An 18,559-nucleotide genomic window follows, 5' to 3' on the forward strand; every position below is an offset into this window, starting at 1 on the left:
CCCGTGAACACGGCGCCCGCGCCCACCCCCGTGGAACCCCCTCACCGTGAAAGCAGGACCACGTGCTGACCGTCGACTTCTCCCGGTTTCCGCTTGCTCCGGGGGACCGTGTGCTGGATCTCGGGTGTGGGGCCGGGCGCCATGCCTTCGAGTGCTACCGGCGCGGCGCGCAGGTCGTGGCGCTGGACCAGAACGGGGAAGAGATTCGCGAGGTCGCCAAGTGGTTCGCCGCGATGAAGGAGGCGGGGGAGGCGCCGGAGGGTGCGACCGCCACCGCCATGGAGGGTGACGCGCTCCAACTCCCCTTCCCCGACGAGTCGTTCGACGTCGTGATCATCTCCGAGGTGATGGAGCACATCCCGGACGACAAGGGCGTACTCGCCGAGATGGTCCGCGTGCTCAAGCCCGGCGGGCGGATAGCCATCACCGTTCCGCGCTACGGGCCCGAGAAGGTCTGCTGGACGCTCTCGGACGCGTACCACGAGGTCGAGGGCGGCCACATCCGCATCTACAAGGCGGACGAGCTGCTCGGCAAGATCCGCGAGGCCGGCCTCAGGCCGTACGGCACGCATCACGCCCACGCGCTGCACAGCCCCTACTGGTGGCTGAAGTGCGCGTTCGGCGTCGACAACGACAAGGCCCTGCCGGTGCGGGCGTACCACAAGCTCCTCGTCTGGGACATCATGAAGAAACCCCTGGCCACCCGGGTCGCCGAACAGGCGCTGAACCCGCTGATCGGCAAGAGCTTCGTGGCGTACGCGACCAAGCCCCACCTGCCCGTCGGCGCCGCCACCGTGGCCCCGTCCGACGCCGCCACGGTGAACCCCTCCGACGCTGCCACGGTGGACCCTTCGTGACGACACCGCGCACGGAGCACCTCGTCCTGACCGGAGTGCTCACCGCGGAACAGGCCGCGCAGACGGTCCGCGGCATCCTGGACGTACAGCGCGCGGACGGCGCCATACCGTGGTTCCGCGGACACCACCTCGACCCCTGGGACCACACCGAGGCCGCCATGGCCCTGGACGCGGCCGGCGAGCACGAGGCCGCCGGGCGGGCGTACGACTGGCTGGCCCGCCACCAGAACCAGGACGGTTCCTGGTACGCGGCCTACGCCGACGGGGACGCCGCCGACGTCACCGACCGCGGCCGCGAGACCAACTTCTGCGCGTACGTAGCCGTCGGCGTATGGCACCACTACCTCGCCACCGGCGACGACACGTTCCTGGACCGGCTGTGGCCGACCGTGTTCGCGGCGGTCGAGTTCGTCCTCGAACTGCAGCAGCCCGGCGGGCAGATCGGCTGGAAGCGCGAGGATGACGGGACGCCCGTCAACGACGCGCTGCTGACCGGGAGTTCGTCCGTCCACCACGCGCTGCGCTGCGCGCTCGCCATCGCCGAGGAACGCGAGGAACCGCAGCCCGACTGGGAGTTGGCGGTGGGCGCGCTGCGCCACGCGATACGCCGGCACCCGGAGCGGTTCCTCGACAAGGACCGCTACTCGATGGACTGGTACTACCCGGTGCTCGGCGGCGCGCTGACGGGCGCCGAGGCGAAGGACCGCATCGAGGGGGGCTGGGACCGCTTCGTGGTCCCGGAGCTCGGCGTACGGTGCGTCGTCCCCAACCCGTGGGTGACGGGCGGGGAGTCGGCCGAACTCGCCCTGGCGCTCTGGGCCGTGGGCGAGTCCGACCGGGCCCTGGAGATACTCCAGTCGATCCAGCATCTGCGGGACCCGGGAACCGGCCTGTACTGGACGGGCTACGTCTTCGACGCCCAGGCCGTCTGGCCCGAGGAGCTGACCTCCTGGACGGCCGGTTCCCTGCTCCTCGCCGTCGCCGCTCTGGGCGGCGACGAGGCGACGTGCGCGGTCTTCAGCGGCGACCGCCTGCCGACGGGCCTGGACCCGGACTGCTGTCAGTAGGGGCCGGGCACCTGCTCAGTACGTACTCGCACCTGCTCGGTACGTACGCTCACCTGCTCGGTACGTACGTCAGTGACGGTGGGCGCGGTTGGCGATCGCGTGCCCCACGAAGAGGTACACGACGGCCGCGAGGCCATACCCTGCGACGACCCGTGCCCACTGCTCGTCGAAGGTGAACAGGTCGTGCGACCAGCCGGCGAGCCAGCGTGCCGCGTCATGGATGAACTGGACGAAGTCATTGCCCTGGTTGGCATCCAGCAGGTACATCAGGATCCAGAGGCCAAGGATGAGGGCCATGATGTCGGCGACGACCGCGATGACCGTGCCGGCCTGGTTGGCACCGTTGCTGCGAGTTCGAGAGGACATGCTCTGCGAGTTGCCCTTGAATCCCGAATGAAACCCGTTGTGTTCGAACACGTTGGAATCCTTCGAGGTCAAGGCGCCGTCGAAGGGCGGTGACAGGCTCTCCCCGTGATGGTTCGTCAGCGATTAACCTTGGTTCCAACTGCCGTTCGTCGTGAGGTGGTTCGGCGGTAAGCGCTGTCACCGACGATCCTGCCCCACGCTAGGGGGAGACGCCGGTGTCCGCGAACAGAACCGTGTCAGAGGAACCCCGTCTGGTCGTCAACAGACCCGAGCGCAGTCGCCTGCGCCGCACACTCGCTCTCACACTCCCGGTCCCCGTGGTCGGCCTCGTCCTGCTCCTCGCCACCGGTCATCTGCTGATGCCACTCGACCGGGTCGTCACCATCGAGGCCAAGATGGCCTCCAAAAGGGACTTCTTCGAGGACCCCGAGGTCCAACGCATCCTGATGGAACACGGTTTCCGCGTCCACATCACGAACATGGGCTCCCGCGACATCGCCAACCAGGACGTCCAGGGATACGACGTCGTGTTCCCCTCCGGACAGCCCGCGGCGGACCTGATCACCAACAAACGGGCGAAGGCGGGCAATCCGGTGCTCACCTACCGGCCGTTCGTCAGCCCGATAGTGCTGGGCACCTACCGGGCGTACGCCGAGACGCTGAAGGACGCGGGGGTCGCAGAGCCGCAGCGGAACGGCGGTGTCGGCGGCAGGCCGCTCTACTACACGCTCAACATGGCGAAGTTCCTGACGCTGACCGCGGACGGCAGACGCTGGAAGAACATCGGGATCAAGAACCATGGCGTGGAGAACGGCAACAAGATCCTCGCCCAGACCTCGAACATCTGCCAGGCCAACTCCGGCGGTACGTATCTCGGCCTCGTCGCCTTCGTGCGACACGGGAACGACGCTCCGAACGGCACGCGCGAGGCGGAGGATCTCGCCCAGGAGATCAAGCCGCTGCTCGTCGAACAGGGCCTGCCCGCCTCCGAGATGGCCGAGACGTATCTGTCCCCGAACGGCAAGAGCATCTCGCCGATCGCGGTCTTCTACGAGCACCAGTACCTGGCTCACCAGATCCGCCACCAGAAGGCGAAGGGCGGGCCCGACACCGACCGTGTCCTCCTCTACCCGGACACCCGTTTCGTCACCGAACCCCAGCTGGTCGCCCTCACCAAGGACGGCGAGCGGCTCGGCCGACTGGTGACGAGGAACCATGAACTCCAGGCACGGGCAGTGGAGTTGGGCTTCAGGCCGCGGGACGCCACCGCGGACGGGATGAGCGACCAGCTGGCGAAGTTCCTGACCGACCGCCGGATCCAGGCGCCCGTCACCTCCGCCGACGACACCAAGGCGGTCCTCCCCAGCCTGACCGTCCTGGAGCGGATGATCCAGATCGTCGGAGACTGCCCGGAGCCGCAGAAGGACCCCAAGTGAGACGCGGGCGGTGGGTTCTGGCCCTGTGCCTGACGCTCACCCTGACCGTCACCGTCACCGCCTGCTCCGGGGACGACGACGAGAAGACCACCCTCCGCGTCCTCGCCGGCCCCGACCTCGCCGTACTGGAGCCGCTCCTCGACGAGTTGAGGGACGAGACCGGAGTCGAGCTCGACATGGACTACCGGGCCGACGCGGACACCGGTGACGACCTGGTCCCCGGCACCGGCACCGGAAAGGGCGGCGGCGGGCACGACCTGGCCTGGCTCTCCACCGACCGCTCCTTCCGGCTGCGCCACAAGGACACCGCCCAGCGGCTGCTGCGTACGCCGACCATGCTCTCGCCGGTCGTCGTCGGACTGCGGCCGGACGTCGCACGCGAGCTGCGCGCCAAGTCACCGGAGGGCAGGCTCAGTTGGGCCGACATCGCCGATGCCGCCGCCACCGGGACCGTACGCTTCGGGATGGCCGACCCCCGGCAGACGGGCAGCGGGCTCGCCGCGCTCGTCGGCGTCGCGACCGCCGCGGCGGGCACCGGCGGCGCCCTGCGCGAGAACGACGTCTCCTGCGACCGGCTGCGCGGCTTCCGCTCCGGCCAGAAACTCACCGCCGACTCCACCCGCGACCTGCTCGACGACTTCGTCGACCACCCCGGCACGGCCAACGCCCTCATCACGTACGAGTCCGACCTGCTCGCCCTCAACTCCGGCGGCCGGCTGAAGGAGAAGCTGGAGATCGTCCGCCCCCAGGACGGCATGGTTCTCGCCGACTTCCCCCTGCTGCTCCTCGACCCGGACGACCCGGACCGACGGGCCGCCTACGACAAGGTCGTGGAGTGGCTCCAGCGGGACTCCGTACAGGAGAAGATCATGCGTACGGCCCTGCGGCGGCCGGTGAGCCCGTCCGTCCGCCGGGACGGACAACTGCGCGCCCCGGTCGGCAACGCGCTCTTCTTCCCCGACCAACTGGCGGTCGTGGAACGCCTGTTGGACGACTACGGCGATCCACGGAGACGCGTCCCCAACCAGGTGATCTTCCTGCTCGACTTCTCCGGGTCGATGCGCGGTGAGCGCATGGCGGCCCTGCGCGAGGCGTTCGCGGACCTCAGCGGCGCGGACTCCTCGGCGACGGGCAAGTTCGCCCGCTTCTACCAGGGGGAGCGGCTGACCGTCGTACGGTTCGGCGGGCGCGTGCTGGAGGAGAGGACCGTCACCGTCGGCGGGCAGAAGGACCTGAAGACACTCGCCGACGTCGTCGCGCGCGGCGGCTACGGCGACGCGACCGCCGTCTGGACCGCCCTCGACCACGGCTACCGCACGGCCTCGACCGTGGTGGCCGACGACCCCGAACGGGCCGTGTCCATCGTCCTGATGACGGACGGCGAGAACAACTCCGGTATCGCGTACGAGGAGTTCGTACGCCGCTACGAGGCGCGGGCGGCCGAGACCCGCGCCGCGGTCCACACCTACCCCGTGCACTTCGGAGAGGCCGACGCCGGGGCCCTGCGGCGCGCGGCCACGAAGACGGGCGGACGCATGGTGGACGCGCGGGGCTCATCCCTTTCCGAGGCGTTCAAGGAGATCCGTGGCTGTCGTTGACGCGCAGTGGTGGGGTGTGTGGTGGCCCTGGATGACGGTGTGGCTGGTCACCGCGGCCGGTCTGGTGACGCTCGGCGTCGTGCTGGCGCGGCACGTCCGGGAGCGAAGACGGCGGACGCTCGGGCAGCGGTCCGCGTACAGCATCTGCTTCTACCTCGACGAGAAGGCGGTGATGGACCTCTACCGCATCGGCAACTACAGCGCGGCGCTGGAACAGGCGGTCGAGCACCGGACCAACGTCAATACCAGCCTGGGCCTTTGGGGCAGGCTGCTGCCGTGGACGGTCAAGGCCAACCGGGACATCAGCCAGGAGAAGTTCAGCAGTTACGTCCAGAAGAGCGAGCCGATCTCCGTGATCGGGATGCTCATGGACGCCTTCGAGCGTGCCGACGTCATCGTCCACGCCGACCTGCGCTCCGGGGACGTCACCCCGAACCGCGCCCTCGCCGAGACCCTCGGTCCCGAGGCCGGCCGCGGCGGCCTCGCGCTCAGCGACATCGAGGAGTTCGTCTCGGTCCGAGGCCGTTTCCTGGTGGAGTCGGAGTCCACCGAGGAGATCGTGCTGCGCGCCCCCTACGGGGATCCCGGGCAGCCCGCGCACGTCCGCGTCACCTGCGCCGCCGGCGGCCTGCGCGGCGAGCGGATCAACGACGGGACCTTCCAGGCCCGTTGCCTGGGCAAGATGACCGGCTGGCGGTCGGACAGCCGCGAGGTCACGCTGGAGGCGATTGCCATATTCCGCTGACAGCCGCCACCGGGCGGGGAGTTGCCGATCCTTCAGGACGCGCTAGGAGTTGAGCTCTGCGAGCGTGCGCAGGGTGAGCCGGTCCGGTGACAGCACCAGCAGGTCCGTCACCGGACCCTTCCGCCACAACTCCAGCCGCTCCGCGATCCGTTCGCGTGAGCCTACGAGCGAGATCTCGTCGGCGAAGGCGTCCGGCACGGCGAGTACGGCCTCCTCGCGACGGCCCACCAGGAACAGCTCCTGGATACGGCGGGCCTCCTCCTCGAAGCCCATCCGCGCCATCAGATCGGCGTGGAAGTTGCGTGCCGCGTGCCCCATGCCGCCGATGTAGAAGCCGAGCATCGCCTTCACGGGCAGCAGCCCCTCGGCGACGTCGTCACAGACCTTGGCCCGGGCCATGGGCGCGACGAGGAAGCCCTCGGGAGCCGCGTCGAGAGAGGCCTCGTACACATCGGTCCTGAACGGCGACCAGTACAGCGGCAGCCAGCCGTCCGCGATCCGGGTGGTCTGCGCGATGTTCTTCGGCCCCTCGGCGCCGAGCAGGACGGGCAGTTCGGCACGGAGGGGATGCGTGATCGGCTTGAGCGCCTTGCCGAGTCCCGTCCCGTCCTCGCCCCGGTACGGATGCGAGTGGAACCGCCCGTCCAGCTCCACGGGCGCCTCGCGCCTGAGGACCTGGCGTACGACGTCGACGTACTCCCGGGTCGCGGTGAGCGGCGACTTGGGGAACGGGCGCCCGTACCAGCCCTCGACGACCTGTGGACCCGACAGGCCGAGGCCGAGCATCACGCGTCCGCCCGAGAGGTGGTCGAGGGTGAGCGCGTGCATCGCGGTCGTGGTGGGGGAGCGGGCGGCCATCTGGGCAATCGCCGTACCCAGCTTGATCCTTGAGGTCTGCGCGGCGATCCAGGTGAGCGGCGTGAAGACGTCGGAGCCCCAGGACTCGGCGGTCCACACCGAGTCGTAACCGAGCCGCTCCGCCTCCTGGGCGAGAGGCACATGGTCCGCCGAGGGACCGCGGCCCCAGTAACCGAGAGCGAGTCCGAGCCGCATGCACACCACTCCTCACACCGCTTCTGACGGTCCGTCAGATACCGGATACTCCGGCGACTGTACGCCGAACGGCCCCCCACCCGGAAGAGCGCCGAAGCGCTCGTGCGGGTGGAGGGCCGTGGTGGAACCCGGCGGCGGTGTGTGTCAGCCGCGCTGGATCCCGGACGTGTCCTGCAGAACACCGCGGCGGCCGTCCTGCGTCTGCGCCACCAGGCTCGGGCCGCGCTGCTCGACGGCCAGGTACCAGGTGCCCGGCGCCAGTTCGGCGATCGGCGTCGGCGAACCGTCCTCCGCGAACAGCGGACGCGGCACCGGCACGGCGAACCAGAACGGCGAGAACTCCCCGCCGGACGGCTGCGCCTGCGGGGCCTGCGCCTGCTGCGGCTGAGGCTGCGTGCCGAAGGGCTGACCAGGCTGACCCGGCTGCGGCTGGCCGCCGTAGGGCTGGCCGGGCTGCGGGGCACCGGCGCCCGGGTAGCCGTAACCACCCTGCGGCTGACCGCCGTACGGCTGCGGGGCGGCCGGCTTGGGGGCGGGGAGGAGGGCGCTCTTGAGGGCCGGGACGAGAGGAGAGGCGACCGCGCCGGCGGCGAGAACCAGGGAGGCGATGAGGAGCAGGATGAGGCCGGTGCCCGCGTCCGGGCCGCCCGAGCCGTCACCGACGTTGTTGACGCCGCCCGACGGGTCGAAGATGTTCGCGAGCGCGCTCCACGCGGAGAAGATGCTGAGCGCGACGCCGAACTGTCCGAGGTCGAGACCGGCGACCTTGGGTACCTGCGGCAGACCGTGGGCGACGACGATGAGTGCGGCGCCCGCGATGCCCGTCAGCACGACTCCCAGCAGGAGCGGCGCGCTCGACCAGGCGTTGGGCATCTCTACGGCTCCGGCGCCGTCGTACGAGTAGATGTCGAGGAACGACGCGATCAACAGCAGAACCGCTGCTCCGATCACCACGCCGTCGCCTCGAGTGAGGGAGCGGATATTCACTTCAGGTCCTTCGTCAGTCGTCTCGTCATCGGTGGAGGCGTCGCTGTCACCATGTCGCCGTAAGGCCGCGGTGTGAAGCGCGGGGGTGGCCCCTCATCGTAGAGACGACACTATCGTCAGGCCTACAGGGGTGTCCGCACGGATATGTGCGCTGATCACTACCCGTGCAGGAAACTCACGATTCCCTCAGAGATTCCTTGCGCCGCCTTCTGTCTCCACGCGCTGCTGGTCAGCTGTGCGGCGTCCTTGCTGTCGCGCATGTTGCCGCACTCGATGAAGACCTTCGGAACCGTTGACAGATTGAGACCGCCGAGGTCCTTGCGGACGTCCAGGCCGGTGCCGCCGCCGATGTAGTTGGAGGGGGCGCTGCCGGTGACGCGCAGGAAGCTGCCCGCGACGCGCTCGCCGAGCTCGCGGGACGAGGCCACGATCGGACGGGTGTCGGCCGCGCCGGAGTGCACCGAGCCGGGCAGGATCACGTGGAAGCCGCGGTTGCCGGCGCCCGCGCCGTCCGCGTGGATCGACACCACGGCATCGGCGTCGGCCTTGTTCCCGATCTGGGCCCGCTCGTCGACGCAGGGGCCCCAGGAGCGGTCGCCGTCCTGTGTGAATTTCACGGTGGCGCCCTCCTTCTCCAGGACGGTGCGCATCCGACGGGCGACGTCGAGGGTGAACTTCGCCTCGGTGTAACCGTCGTTGGTCGCCGTACCTGTTGTGTCGCACTCCTTCGAGTTTGTTCCGATGTTCACCTGCTGGTTGATCTCGGACGTGTGCTGGAAGTTGCCGGGGTTGTGACCGGGGTCGATGACGACGACCTTGCCCTTGAGGGAGCCGGAGGCGGCGGGGGCCGAGGCGGAGGGCGAGCCGCCGGGCTTCTCGCTGTCGCCTGTCCCGCCGGCGCCGCCGGGCTGCTCCTTGCCGTCGTCCGAGGCGCCCGGCGTGGTGGGCCTGCCCCACGGCGAGGACGTGGACGAGGGCGACGCCTGCGCGTCCCCGCCGGAGTCCCCCACCGTCTGCCACACCAGCCAGCCGATCAGCGCGCCCGGCACGAGCGCGGCGACGGCCACGGTCAGAGGGCCGCGCAGGGGGTGGCGCGGGGGACGGGGAGGTTCGAAGTCAGGACCTACGTACGACACGCCTGCCACCTTACGGGCCGCCCCCGGGGTCCGCAGGTTTCCCTGGGCCAGGCCGGTGACGGCGTCGGCGGCCAGGACTGTGGCGGTGTGGACGATCACGCAGTGCGGGCCGGAGCGTCCCTGGAGGACCAGGACTTGCCGCCGTTGGTGCTGGTGGCCGTCAGCGCGTACTTCTGGGTTCCGCCGTTGAGGGTGCGAGGGGCGTCCTCCCCCGTGGGACGCCCCTCCGGAAGGCTGCGCAGCCTTCCCCCGCATCAGAATGTCTGTAACTCCTGGGGCTGTCGTTAGGCGTGAGTCCACAGATCCTGCGCTCTGCGTCTACTCCGTCTACTGCGTCCGTTCCGTCTGTTCCGTCTGCTCCGGCGGAGAGAGCGCCTGGAGCCGGTACTCCTTGGGCGTCAGCCCGTACGCGCTGCGGAAGGCGCGGGCGAAGTCGGAGGCGCGGGGGAGGCCCCAGCGGGCGGCGACGGTGTGGATGGGGACGGCGTGCAGCGCGGGGTCCGCCAGGTCGCGCCGGGCACCCTCCAGTCGCAGACGGCGGATCCAGGCCGCGACCGTCTCGTCCCCGCCCGGCGCCTGTTCCTGGAAGAGCCGGTGCAGATAGCTGAGGGAGATGTGATGCGCGGCGGCGATCACGGGCGGTGCGAGCCCCGGGTCGTGCAGGTTCTGCCGGATGAACGCCCGTATGCGCGCGGTCATGGCCCGGTGACGGGTCTCCGGCGGCAGGGTGTCCTCCATGTCGGTCACATGGGCGAACCAGGCCGACAGCAGGTCGAGCAGCACCGATCCCAGGCGTGGCGCGTCGGACGGCTGGAGGGAGGCGGACTGCCGGTCCAGGCCGATGAGGAACTCCGTCAGCAGCGAGCCGGTCCCCTCCCGCCCCGACAGCCGCCGGCCCAGCACGTCCCGGACCCGGTCCGGCGACAGCGGCAGCAGGGCCTTGGGGAAGTCCACGGCCACACCCGTGACCAGATGGCGGTCCCCGGAGTCCGACGGTCGCACGTCGTACGGCTCCGCGGTGTCGGTCACCCACAGGTCGCGTGGGCCGTAAAGCTCGGTACGCCCGACATGGTCGAGCCCCATCCCGCCGCCCAGCACCAGTGACAAGTGGTACAGCTCGGGGTCGCACTGACGCACCATCTTCTCGGTGCGCAGGAATCGCGCCGGCCGGAACGACGTCGGCCACACCATCACCGGCCCCAGCTCCAGCAGGCGCTGTTCCGCCCAGAAGTCGCCGGTGTGCTCACTGGTGATGTCGCTCGGCGCGATCGCCCGGTGGACCAGGTCACGCCAGTAGTCGAACCTGTGCTCCGCCGGCACGTCCTCGCTCCGGAACACCGTCCCGATCATCCCGCCCCGTTTCTCCTCGGCCGCCGGGTGCGCCACCGCCCAATTGGCCCCGTGCGGAGGGTACTTCAAACTTCATACAGTGCATTCGGGTGCGCTGGAACGCGGCGTCCGGCTGTGCCGCATCCGGCTGTGCCGCGTCCGGCTGTGCCGCCTTCGGCTGTGCCGCGTCCGGCCGTGCCGCCTCTGGCTGTGTCGGCCCCGGTCTCAGATCCCCGGGCCCGTCCGCCGCAGCACCCGCAGGGAATCCGTCGCCGAGAGCTCCGTGAACGCGCCCGACTCCAGGGCCCGCAGGTACACGCGATACGGCGCCTGCCCGGTGAACTCGTCCACCGGGTCGGGGAACACGTCGTGGATGAGCAGCAGCCCGCCCTCGGCGACATGGGGTGCCCAGCCCTCGTAGTCGCCGGTCGCGTGTTCGTCGGTGTGGCCGCCGTCGATGAAGACGAGGCCGAGGGGGGAGTTCCAGAAGGCGGCGATCTGCGGCGAGCGGCCGACGACGGCGACCACGTGGTCCTCAAGGCCCGCCCGGTGGAGCGTACGGCGGAAGGTCGGGAGCGTGTCCATGACGCCGAGCTCCGGGTCGACCGTCGCCGGGTCGTGGTACTCCCAGCCCGGCTGCTGCTCCTCGCTCCCGCGGTGGTGGTCGACGGTGACCGCCGTGACACCGGCCTCGCGGGCGGCACCGGCCAGCAGGACAGTGGAACGCCCGCAGTACGTGCCCACCTCCAGCAGAGGCAGCCCCAGCCGCCCCGCCTCGACGGCAGCCCCGTACAACGCGAGCCCTTCCCCCACGGGCATGAACCCCTTGGCACCCTCGAATGCAGCGAGAATCTCCGGCTTGGGCGCGGCGGGCATGGGGTTCCTCCAGGTCGTACGGGTGTCCGGGCGCCCCATGGTGACAGGGCAGGGCACAGCCCGCCCTGTCAGGGGCGCGGGGAACTGTGCGCCCAGCACCGACCGACCCGCAGCCTAAATCCGACCTCGCCCGATCCCTCCCGATCCCTCCCGGTCCTTCCCGCGGAGCGCTACGCGGGGACGACGCTCGGCAGCGCGAGATCCACCTCGACCACCCGCACCCCACCGGGATGGCTCGCCCCCGAGGCAAGCGGCCCGTGCCCCCCGGCCGTGACGGCCAGCACGTACGCCCCCTCCGAGGGCACGGCGAGCACATAGTCGCCGCCCTCCGCCGAGAGCGTGGCTCCCGCCTGCCGCCCCCGCCGGTCGATCAGCGTGACCTTGGCCCGGGCGACCGGGACACCGTCGGCGGTGAGGACACGGCCACGGAAACCGGCCTGAGCGGTCCGGCCGGCCGGGACCAGTTCGGGCGAGGCGGCCTCGCCGTATTCGGTGTCCTCGCTGGACGCCACCAGATGAGGCTTCTCCGCGTTCGCAGCCGCCCGCCGCCCCGGCAGGAACGCCGCGAACACCAGGCCCAACAGCACCGCACCCGTGGCGATCAGGAAGGACACCCGGAAGCCGTGCATCGTGGGAACAGCCATGCCACCCACCTGGTTCGCGGTGTTCGCCAGGACCATCCCGATCACGGCACTCGACACGGACGTACCGATCGAGCGCATCAACGTGTTGAGGCCGTTGGCCGCGCCGGTCTCCGACGCGGGCACGGCGCCGATGATCAGCGCGGGCAGCGAGGAGTACGCGAGGCCGATGCCCGCGCCCAGGACGACGGCGATGACGATGGTCTGCCAGGCGGCGCTCATCAGGCCGAGGCCGGCGCCGTAGCCGACCGCGATGATCAGCATGCCGATCATCAGGGTGACCTTGGGGCCGTACTTGGCGGAGATACGGGCGTACACCGGCGCGGTGAACATCATCGTCAGGCCGAGCGGCGCCACGCACAGACCCGCGACGACCATGGACTGGCCGAGGCCGTAACCGGTCGAGGTGGGCAGCTGGAGGAGCTGGGGCAGGACGAGCGAGACGGCGTAGAAGGCGACGCCGACCATGATCGAGGCGAGGTTGGTGAAGAGCACCGCGGGGCGGGCCGTGGTGCGCAGGTCGACCAGCGGAGCCTTCACGCGCAGCTCCATCAGGCCCCACAGGAGGAGGACGACGGCCGCCGCGCCGAACAGGCCGAGCGTGGTGCCGGAGGTCCAGCCCCAGTCGCTGCCCTTGGTGATCGGCAGGAGGAAGAGGACGAGACCGGCGGAGAGGCCGAGCGCGCCCCAGACGTCGAAGGTGCCCACGGCCCGCATCGGCGATTCCGGTACGAAGACCAGGGTGAGCAGGATCGAGAGGGCGCCGAGGCCCGCGGAGCCGAAGAACAGCGCGTGCCAGTCGGTGTGCTGCGCGACCAGGGCGGCGACCGGCAGGGCCAGCCCGCCGCCGACGCCGATCGAGGAGCTCATCAGGGCCATCGCCGAGCCGAGCTTCTCGCGCGGCAGCCCGTCGCGCATCAGACCGATGCCGAGCGGGATGGCGCCCATCGCGAAGCCCTGCAGGGCACGGCCGACGATCATCACGAGCAGTTCACTGGTGAAGCCGGCTATCAGCGAGCCCACGACCATTACGGCCAGGCTCGCGATCAGCATGCGCCGCTTGCCGAACAGGTCGCCGAGGCGCCCCATGATCGGTGTGGCCACGGCGCCCGCGAGCAGGGTCGAGGTCATGACCCAGGTGGCGTTGCTCGGCGAGGTGCCCAGCAGCTCGGGCAGGTCCTTGATGACCGGCACGAGCAGGGTCTGCATCACCGCGACAACGATGCCCGCGAAGGCCAGCACCGGAACGATTCCGCTGCCGCTGGGCCTTCGCGTGCGCGGGTCCGTCGCTGTCCGGGTCATTACGTGCTGCCTCCAGAGGCGAGAGCGGGGTAGGTGCAGGGTGAACCCCGTGCGCCCAGGCAACTATTCCGTTGCTTCGAGCCGCTAACGAATTCTTGACTTTTTCATTACATGGAGACGTGGGCGAGGGGCGCTCCGAAGAAGCAGATCGAAAGTGGGGCGGGTGCGGGCCGGAGCGGGTCGGATGCGCGCCGGAAGTGGATCGGTCCGTATCTGACCTTCCGTCAGATTGGAACGTGTTCTAGTCTGCGCCGCATGGGGATCGGGATCACGCGGGAACAGCGGGACCTGGCCGAGGCCGTACGCGGCTGGATCGCCCGGACGGTGCCACCCGAGGAAACGCGCAAACTGCTCGACGCACCCGGCGGCCAGGGCGGACGCCCCGCCCACTGGGACGCGCTCGCCGCCCAGGGATTCATCGGGGTGCACCTCCCGGAGGAGTGCGGAGGCGGCGGCGGGACGGTGCTCGACCTCGCCGTCGTACTGGAGGAGGCCGCGCGGGCGGCACTCCCCGGGCCTTACGCGGCCAACGCGCTCGCCTCGCTGGTGCTCGCGAGGGCGGGTGCCGCGGCCGAGGGGCTGGTACGGGCCCTGGCCGGGGGCGAGCGGATCGGGGCGGTCGCCCTCGGGACCGGGACGCTGACCGCCGTGCCCGACGCGGACGCGGACGCGGACGAGTGCGAGTACGGGTACGTGCTCGACGGCACGGCCCCGCCCGTACTGTCCGGCGGCGACGCGGACCTGCTGATCCTGGCGGCGTCGGTGCCTGGGTCTGGCCCGGCGTCGGCGTCGGCGTCGGGGGCAGGGGCGTCGAGTGGTCGCACGCTGTGGCTGGCCGTGGACGCCTCGCAGCTCTCCGTCCGCGTCCACGAGAGCGCCGACCCGACCCGCGCCACCGCGGAGGTCGTGGCCACGGCGGTACGCGTCCCGCCCGACCGCGTCCTCGACGTCGACTCGGCGCTCGTGCGGGACCTGGCAGCCGCCGTGTTCGCCGCCGACGCGTGCGGGACCGCCGCGTGGGCGCTGGAGACCGCGGCCTCGTACGCGAAGGTGCGGGAGCAGTTCGGGCGGCCCATCGGCCAGTTCCAGGGGATCAAGCACCTGTGCGCCGACATGCTGGTCCGCGTCGAACGGGCCGGCGCGCTGGCGTGGGACGCGGCCAGGGCCGTACAAGAACCGGACGACGTACGGGAGTTGGTGACCGCCCTCGCCGCAGGTGTCGCGCTCGACGCGGCCCTCACCTGCGCCAAGGACTGCGTCCAGGTGCTGGGCGGCATCGGCTTCACCTGGGAACACGACGCGCATCTCTACCTCCGACGGGCCCTGGTGGCCCGGCAGTTGCTCGGTGGCGGGCATCTCCTGCGGGCGGTCGGGGCTGCGGAGAAAGGGGCGAGACGCGAACTCCGTACGGAGCTTCCCGAGGCGGAGGCCGCGCGGCACCGGGTGGCGGCCCGCGCCGTCATCGCACGCGTACGTGGCCTCGAACCAGCGGCCGTACGGAGGGAGTTGGCGCCCACCGGATACACCGCACCCCATCTGCCCCCGCCGTACGGACTCGGTGCAGGCCCCGTCCAGCAGCTCGCCGTGCAGGAGGAGCTGGCCGCCGCCGGAGTGCGCGTCGGTGACCTGGGGATCGCCACCTGGGTCGTACCGTCGCTCATCGCCTACGGGACCCGGGAACAGCAGGAGCGGTATCTGCTGCCCACGCTGTGCGGGGACGTGCTGTGGTGCCAGCTCTTCTCGGAACCCGGGGCCGGGTCCGACCTCGCCTCGCTCCGCACCCGCGCCGAGCGGACCGCGGACGGGCGCTGGCGCGTCAACGGGCAGAAGGTGTGGACGAGTTCGGCCCAGTGGGCGGACTACGGGATCCTCCTCGCCCGGACGAACCCGGACGCGCCCAAGCACAAGGGGCTCACGTACTTCGTCGTCGACATGAAGGAGACGGACGGCATCGAGATCCGTCCGCTGAAGGAGATCACCGGCGAATCGCTCTTCAACGAGGTCTACTTCGACAATGTCGTACTGCCCGCCGACGCCGTGGTCGGCTCGGTCGACGACGGCTGGCGGGTCGCGCGCAACACCCTCGGCAACGAACGCGTCCACATGGCCGACCAGTTGAACTTCGGCACCGGCCTCGAAGCGATCGTCGCCCGCTCCGCCGGCCTCGACGACACCGTGCGGGAACGCGTCGGCACGCTGATCGCGGAGGCGCACGCGCTGGGCTGCATCGGACTCCGTACGACCATGCGGCAGGTCTCGGGCGTGGACCCGGGCGCCGGCGCCTCCGTACGCAAGCTCGTCCAGACCGCGCACCAGCAGAAGGTCGCCGAGCTGGCACTCGAACTCCTCGGCCCGGCCGGTGCGTTGCGCGAGGGCGCCGGGGAACGGGCCGTGCACGGATTCCTGCTCAGCCGGTGTCTGACCATCGCCGGCGGGACGACGCAGGTGCAGCTGAACGTGGTCGCGGAGCGCATCCTCGGCCTGCCGAGGGACCAGCGGACGGGAGACCGGGGAGAGTCATGAAGGCATACGTCGTCGGTGTGGGCATGACCAAGTTCGAGAAGCCGGAGACCCGGGACTGGCAGTACTGGGACATGGTCCGGGAGGCGGGAACCAACGCCCTCGCGGACGCCGGGGTCTCGTACGACGCCGTGGAGCAGGTGCCCGTCGGCTACTGCTTCCAGGCCTCGACGGCCGGACAGCGGGCCGTCTACGAACTCGGCCTGAGCGGTGTGCCCGTCTACAACGTGAACAACAACTGCGCGACCGGCTCCACCGCGCTGATGCTCGCCCGGCAGTTCGTGGAGGGCGGCGCGAGCGACTGCGTACTGGCGGTGGGGTTCGAAAAGATGACGCGGGGCGCGCTGGGCGGCGGGGCCGACGGCGGTGACTTCAAGACGTCACCGGTTGCGCGTCATTACGCCGTCATGGCGGCGCGGCACGGCTTCGAGATGACTCCGCCCACCGCCCAGATCTTCGGCGACGCGGCGCGCGAGCACATGGAGAAGTACGGCACGACGGAGGCGCAACTGGCCGCCGTGGGGGCCAAGAACCACCGACATTCGGCGAACAACCCCTACGCCCAGTTCCAGGACGTCTACTCGGTCGACGAGATCCTCGCCGCACGTACCGTGCACGCGCCGCTGACCAAACTCCAGTGCTCGCCCACCTCGGACGGGGCCGCCGCGGCCGTCGTCGTGTCGGAGCGGTTCGTGGAGCGGAACGGGCTGGGGGAGCGGGCCGTGGAGATCGTCGCGCAGGCGATGACCACGGACACGGAGGAGTCGTTCGAGTCCGGGTCGTGCGTCGACGTCGTCGGGCAGCCGATGTCGCGGGCCGCCGCCCGGCAGGTGTACGAGAGGGCCGGGCTCGGCATCGAGGACGTCGACGTCGTCGAACTCCACGACTGCTTCTCCGTCAACGAACTCCTGACGTACGAGGCGCTCGGCATGTGCGAGGAGGGGGAGTCCGGGAAGCTCGTGGAGTCCGGCGCGACGACGTACGGCGGACGCTGGGTGGTGAACCCCTCGGGCGGCCTCATCTCCAAGGGGCATCCCCTGGGAGCCACCGGAATCGCCCAAGTCGCCGAACTGGTCTGGCAGTTGAGGGGCGAGGCGGCGGCTCGGCAGGTGACGGACGCGCGGGTGGGGCTCGCGCACAACATCGGGCTCGGGGGCGCGGCGGTGGTGACCCTGCTGAGGCGGGGCTGAGCGGGCCGGGCGGGTGAGGAAGCGCTGCCTGGGTCCTAGGTCCAGCGGCCGACGGTCCGTCCAGCGAAATTCCGATGTACGGGGCACAGGACCACTGCGAGCATGACACCCATGCCCACCCTCAGAGCCGCCGCAGAGATAGCCGTGTCCCGTCGTCCCGCGCCGCCCACCTGGGTGGTGGTCGCACTCGCCTGCGCGGGACAGTTCCTCGTCGTCCTCGATGTGTCCGTGGTCAATACGGCGTTGCCCTCGATGCGGGCCGACCTGGGGCTCAGCGCCCCCGGGCTCCAGTGGGTCGTCAATACGTACACGATCGCCTTCGCCGGATTCATGCTGCTCGGCGGGCGGGCCGGGGACCTGTACGGCCGCAAGCGGATGTTCCTGATCGGGCTCGCGCTGTTCACGCTGGCCTCGCTCGCGGGCGGGCTCGCCCAGGAGGGCTGGCAGTTGCTGGCCGCGCGGGCCGTGCAGGGTCTCGGGGCGGCGGTGCTGGCGCCCTCGACGCTGACGATCCTGACGTCGGCCGTGCCCGAGGGAGCGGCACGCGCGCGGGCCATCGCGACCTGGACCGCGGTCGGCGGGGGCGGCGGCGCGGCGGGCGGGCTCGTCGGCGGGGTCCTGGTCGACGGCCTTTCGTGGCGGTGGGTCCTGCTGATCAACGTGCCCATCGGCGCGGTGGTGCTGGCCGGCGCCCTGCTCTGGCTCGTCGAGGGCCGGGCCGGCGACGGACGGCGGATCGACCTTCCGGGCGCCCTGCTGGCGACGGCCGGCCTCGCGACCCTCGCGTACGGGATCGTGCAGACCGAGGCCGAGGGGTGGACGTCGGCCGAGACCCTGGTGCCGCTGGCCGCCGGGGCCGCCCTGATCGGGCTGTTCGTGCTCGTCGAGGCGCGGACGAAGGTGCCGTTGATGCCGCTGAAGCTGTTCCGCCTGAGGTCCGTGTCTTCGGCGAACGTGGCGATGTTCCTGTGCGGCTCGGCGATGTTCTGCATGTGGTTCTTCATGACGCTGTACGCCCAGAACGTGCTCGGCTACTCGCCGCTGGACGCCGGACTCGCGCTCGTGCCCAGCTCGCTCGCGGTGATCATCGGCTCGAAGGTCGCGCCGCGGCTGATGCCCGTTGTCGGAGCGCGGAATGTCGCCGTGCTCGGGGCGCTGGTGGCCGCCGCCGGGTTCGGCTGGCAGTCCACGATGACCGCCGACGGCGCGTACCTCACCGCGATCATGTTCCCCGGGATCCTGATGATGCTCGGCGCCGGACTGTCCGCGACGCCCCTCGCCGCGCTGGCCACGTCGGGGGCGGAGCCGGGGGAGGCCGGGCTCGTGTCGGGGCTGATCAACACCTCCCGCACGATGGGCGGTGCGATCGGGCTCTCGGTGATGTCCACGATTGCCGCTGCGCGGACCGGGGGTGGGGGGTCGCCGGAGGCGTTGACGGAGGGGTACGCGCTGGTGT

Annotated in this window: 15 protein-coding genes; 8 read left to right on the plus strand and 7 right to left on the minus strand. The window is 70.7% G+C overall.

The window, feature by feature from the left end; all coding sequences use genetic code 11:
- Positions 1-62 precede the first annotated feature (62 nt).
- Together AOK17_RS41710 and AOK17_RS41715 are read left to right on the plus strand one after the other, a co-directional pair.
- On the plus strand, positions 63-857 hold the full coding sequence (locus AOK17_RS41710; RefSeq protein ID WP_055617862.1) for a class I SAM-dependent methyltransferase: 795 nt from the start codon (positions 63-65) through the stop codon (positions 855-857).
- Complete coding sequence (locus AOK17_RS41715; protein ID WP_055617863.1) at positions 854-1,924, plus strand: prenyltransferase/squalene oxidase repeat-containing protein; 1,071 nt, start codon at positions 854-856, stop codon at positions 1,922-1,924. The genes AOK17_RS41710 and AOK17_RS41715 overlap by 4 nt, the downstream gene beginning before the upstream one ends.
- A gap of 69 nt (positions 1,925-1,993) precedes the next feature.
- Here the strand turns inward: AOK17_RS41715 and AOK17_RS41720 are convergent, their stop codons facing one another.
- Positions 1,994-2,290: a hypothetical protein gene (locus AOK17_RS41720; RefSeq protein WP_055617873.1), complete on the minus strand. Its 297-nt coding sequence runs from the start codon at positions 2,288-2,290 to the stop codon at positions 1,994-1,996.
- 215 nt (positions 2,291-2,505) lie between these two features.
- Between AOK17_RS41720 and AOK17_RS41725 the strand changes: the two genes are divergently transcribed.
- From AOK17_RS41725 to AOK17_RS41735, 3 genes are read left to right on the plus strand one after another with little or no spacing between them, the layout of a single operon-like run.
- Complete coding sequence (locus AOK17_RS41725) at positions 2,506-3,726, plus strand: hypothetical protein (RefSeq protein WP_063997363.1); 1,221 nt, start codon at positions 2,506-2,508, stop codon at positions 3,724-3,726.
- Positions 3,723-5,324, plus strand: a complete 1,602-nt coding sequence (locus AOK17_RS41730) for a vWA domain-containing protein (protein ID WP_055617864.1) — start codon at positions 3,723-3,725, stop codon at positions 5,322-5,324. The genes AOK17_RS41725 and AOK17_RS41730 overlap by 4 nt, the downstream gene beginning before the upstream one ends.
- Positions 5,311-6,069 (plus strand): hypothetical protein, encoded by a 759-nt coding sequence (locus AOK17_RS41735; RefSeq protein WP_157881508.1) that lies wholly within the window; start codon positions 5,311-5,313, stop codon positions 6,067-6,069. The genes AOK17_RS41730 and AOK17_RS41735 overlap by 14 nt, the downstream gene beginning before the upstream one ends.
- Positions 6,070-6,111: 42 nt before the next feature.
- Here the strand turns inward: AOK17_RS41735 and AOK17_RS41740 are convergent, their stop codons facing one another.
- The 6 genes from AOK17_RS41740 to AOK17_RS41765 form a co-directional block, all read right to left on the minus strand.
- Positions 6,112-7,122: an LLM class F420-dependent oxidoreductase gene (locus tag AOK17_RS41740; RefSeq protein ID WP_055617866.1), complete on the minus strand. Its 1,011-nt coding sequence runs from the start codon at positions 7,120-7,122 to the stop codon at positions 6,112-6,114.
- 144 nt (positions 7,123-7,266) lie between these two features.
- Positions 7,267-8,109: a hypothetical protein gene (locus AOK17_RS41745; RefSeq protein ID WP_055617867.1), complete on the minus strand. Its 843-nt coding sequence runs from the start codon at positions 8,107-8,109 to the stop codon at positions 7,267-7,269.
- Between the two features lie 158 nt (positions 8,110-8,267).
- Positions 8,268-9,245 (minus strand): N-acetylmuramoyl-L-alanine amidase, encoded by a 978-nt coding sequence (locus AOK17_RS41750; RefSeq protein ID WP_055617875.1) that lies wholly within the window; start codon positions 9,243-9,245, stop codon positions 8,268-8,270.
- A 327-nt stretch (positions 9,246-9,572) separates the two neighbouring features.
- Positions 9,573-10,595, minus strand: a complete 1,023-nt coding sequence (locus AOK17_RS41755; protein WP_055617868.1) for an AraC family transcriptional regulator — start codon at positions 10,593-10,595, stop codon at positions 9,573-9,575.
- Between the two features lie 204 nt (positions 10,596-10,799).
- Positions 10,800-11,450 (minus strand): class I SAM-dependent methyltransferase, encoded by a 651-nt coding sequence (locus tag AOK17_RS41760; protein ID WP_055617869.1) that lies wholly within the window; start codon positions 11,448-11,450, stop codon positions 10,800-10,802.
- 170 nt (positions 11,451-11,620) lie between these two features.
- Positions 11,621-13,393: an MFS transporter gene (locus AOK17_RS41765; RefSeq protein ID WP_055617870.1), complete on the minus strand. Its 1,773-nt coding sequence runs from the start codon at positions 13,391-13,393 to the stop codon at positions 11,621-11,623.
- A gap of 255 nt (positions 13,394-13,648) precedes the next feature.
- Here AOK17_RS41765 and AOK17_RS41770 point away from each other — a divergent pair, with 255 nt between their 5' ends.
- The 3 genes from AOK17_RS41770 to AOK17_RS41780 form a co-directional block, all read left to right on the plus strand.
- Positions 13,649-15,916, plus strand: a complete 2,268-nt coding sequence (locus AOK17_RS41770; protein ID WP_055617871.1) for an acyl-CoA dehydrogenase family protein — start codon at positions 13,649-13,651, stop codon at positions 15,914-15,916.
- A complete protein-coding gene (locus AOK17_RS41775; protein WP_055617872.1) occupies positions 15,913-17,103 on the plus strand; it encodes a lipid-transfer protein in 1,191 nt (396 codons plus the stop codon). Before AOK17_RS41770 ends, AOK17_RS41775 begins: the two co-directional genes overlap by 4 nt.
- A 102-nt stretch (positions 17,104-17,205) precedes the next feature.
- Positions 17,206-18,559, plus strand: a 1,354-nt coding sequence (locus AOK17_RS41780) for a DHA2 family efflux MFS transporter permease subunit (RefSeq protein ID WP_055617876.1), incomplete at its 3' end; no start/stop codon positions are given.

It is taken from the genome of Streptomyces phaeochromogenes (genome assembly GCF_001418655.1).
Lineage (GTDB): Bacteria > Actinomycetota > Actinomycetes > Streptomycetales > Streptomycetaceae > Streptomyces > Streptomyces phaeochromogenes.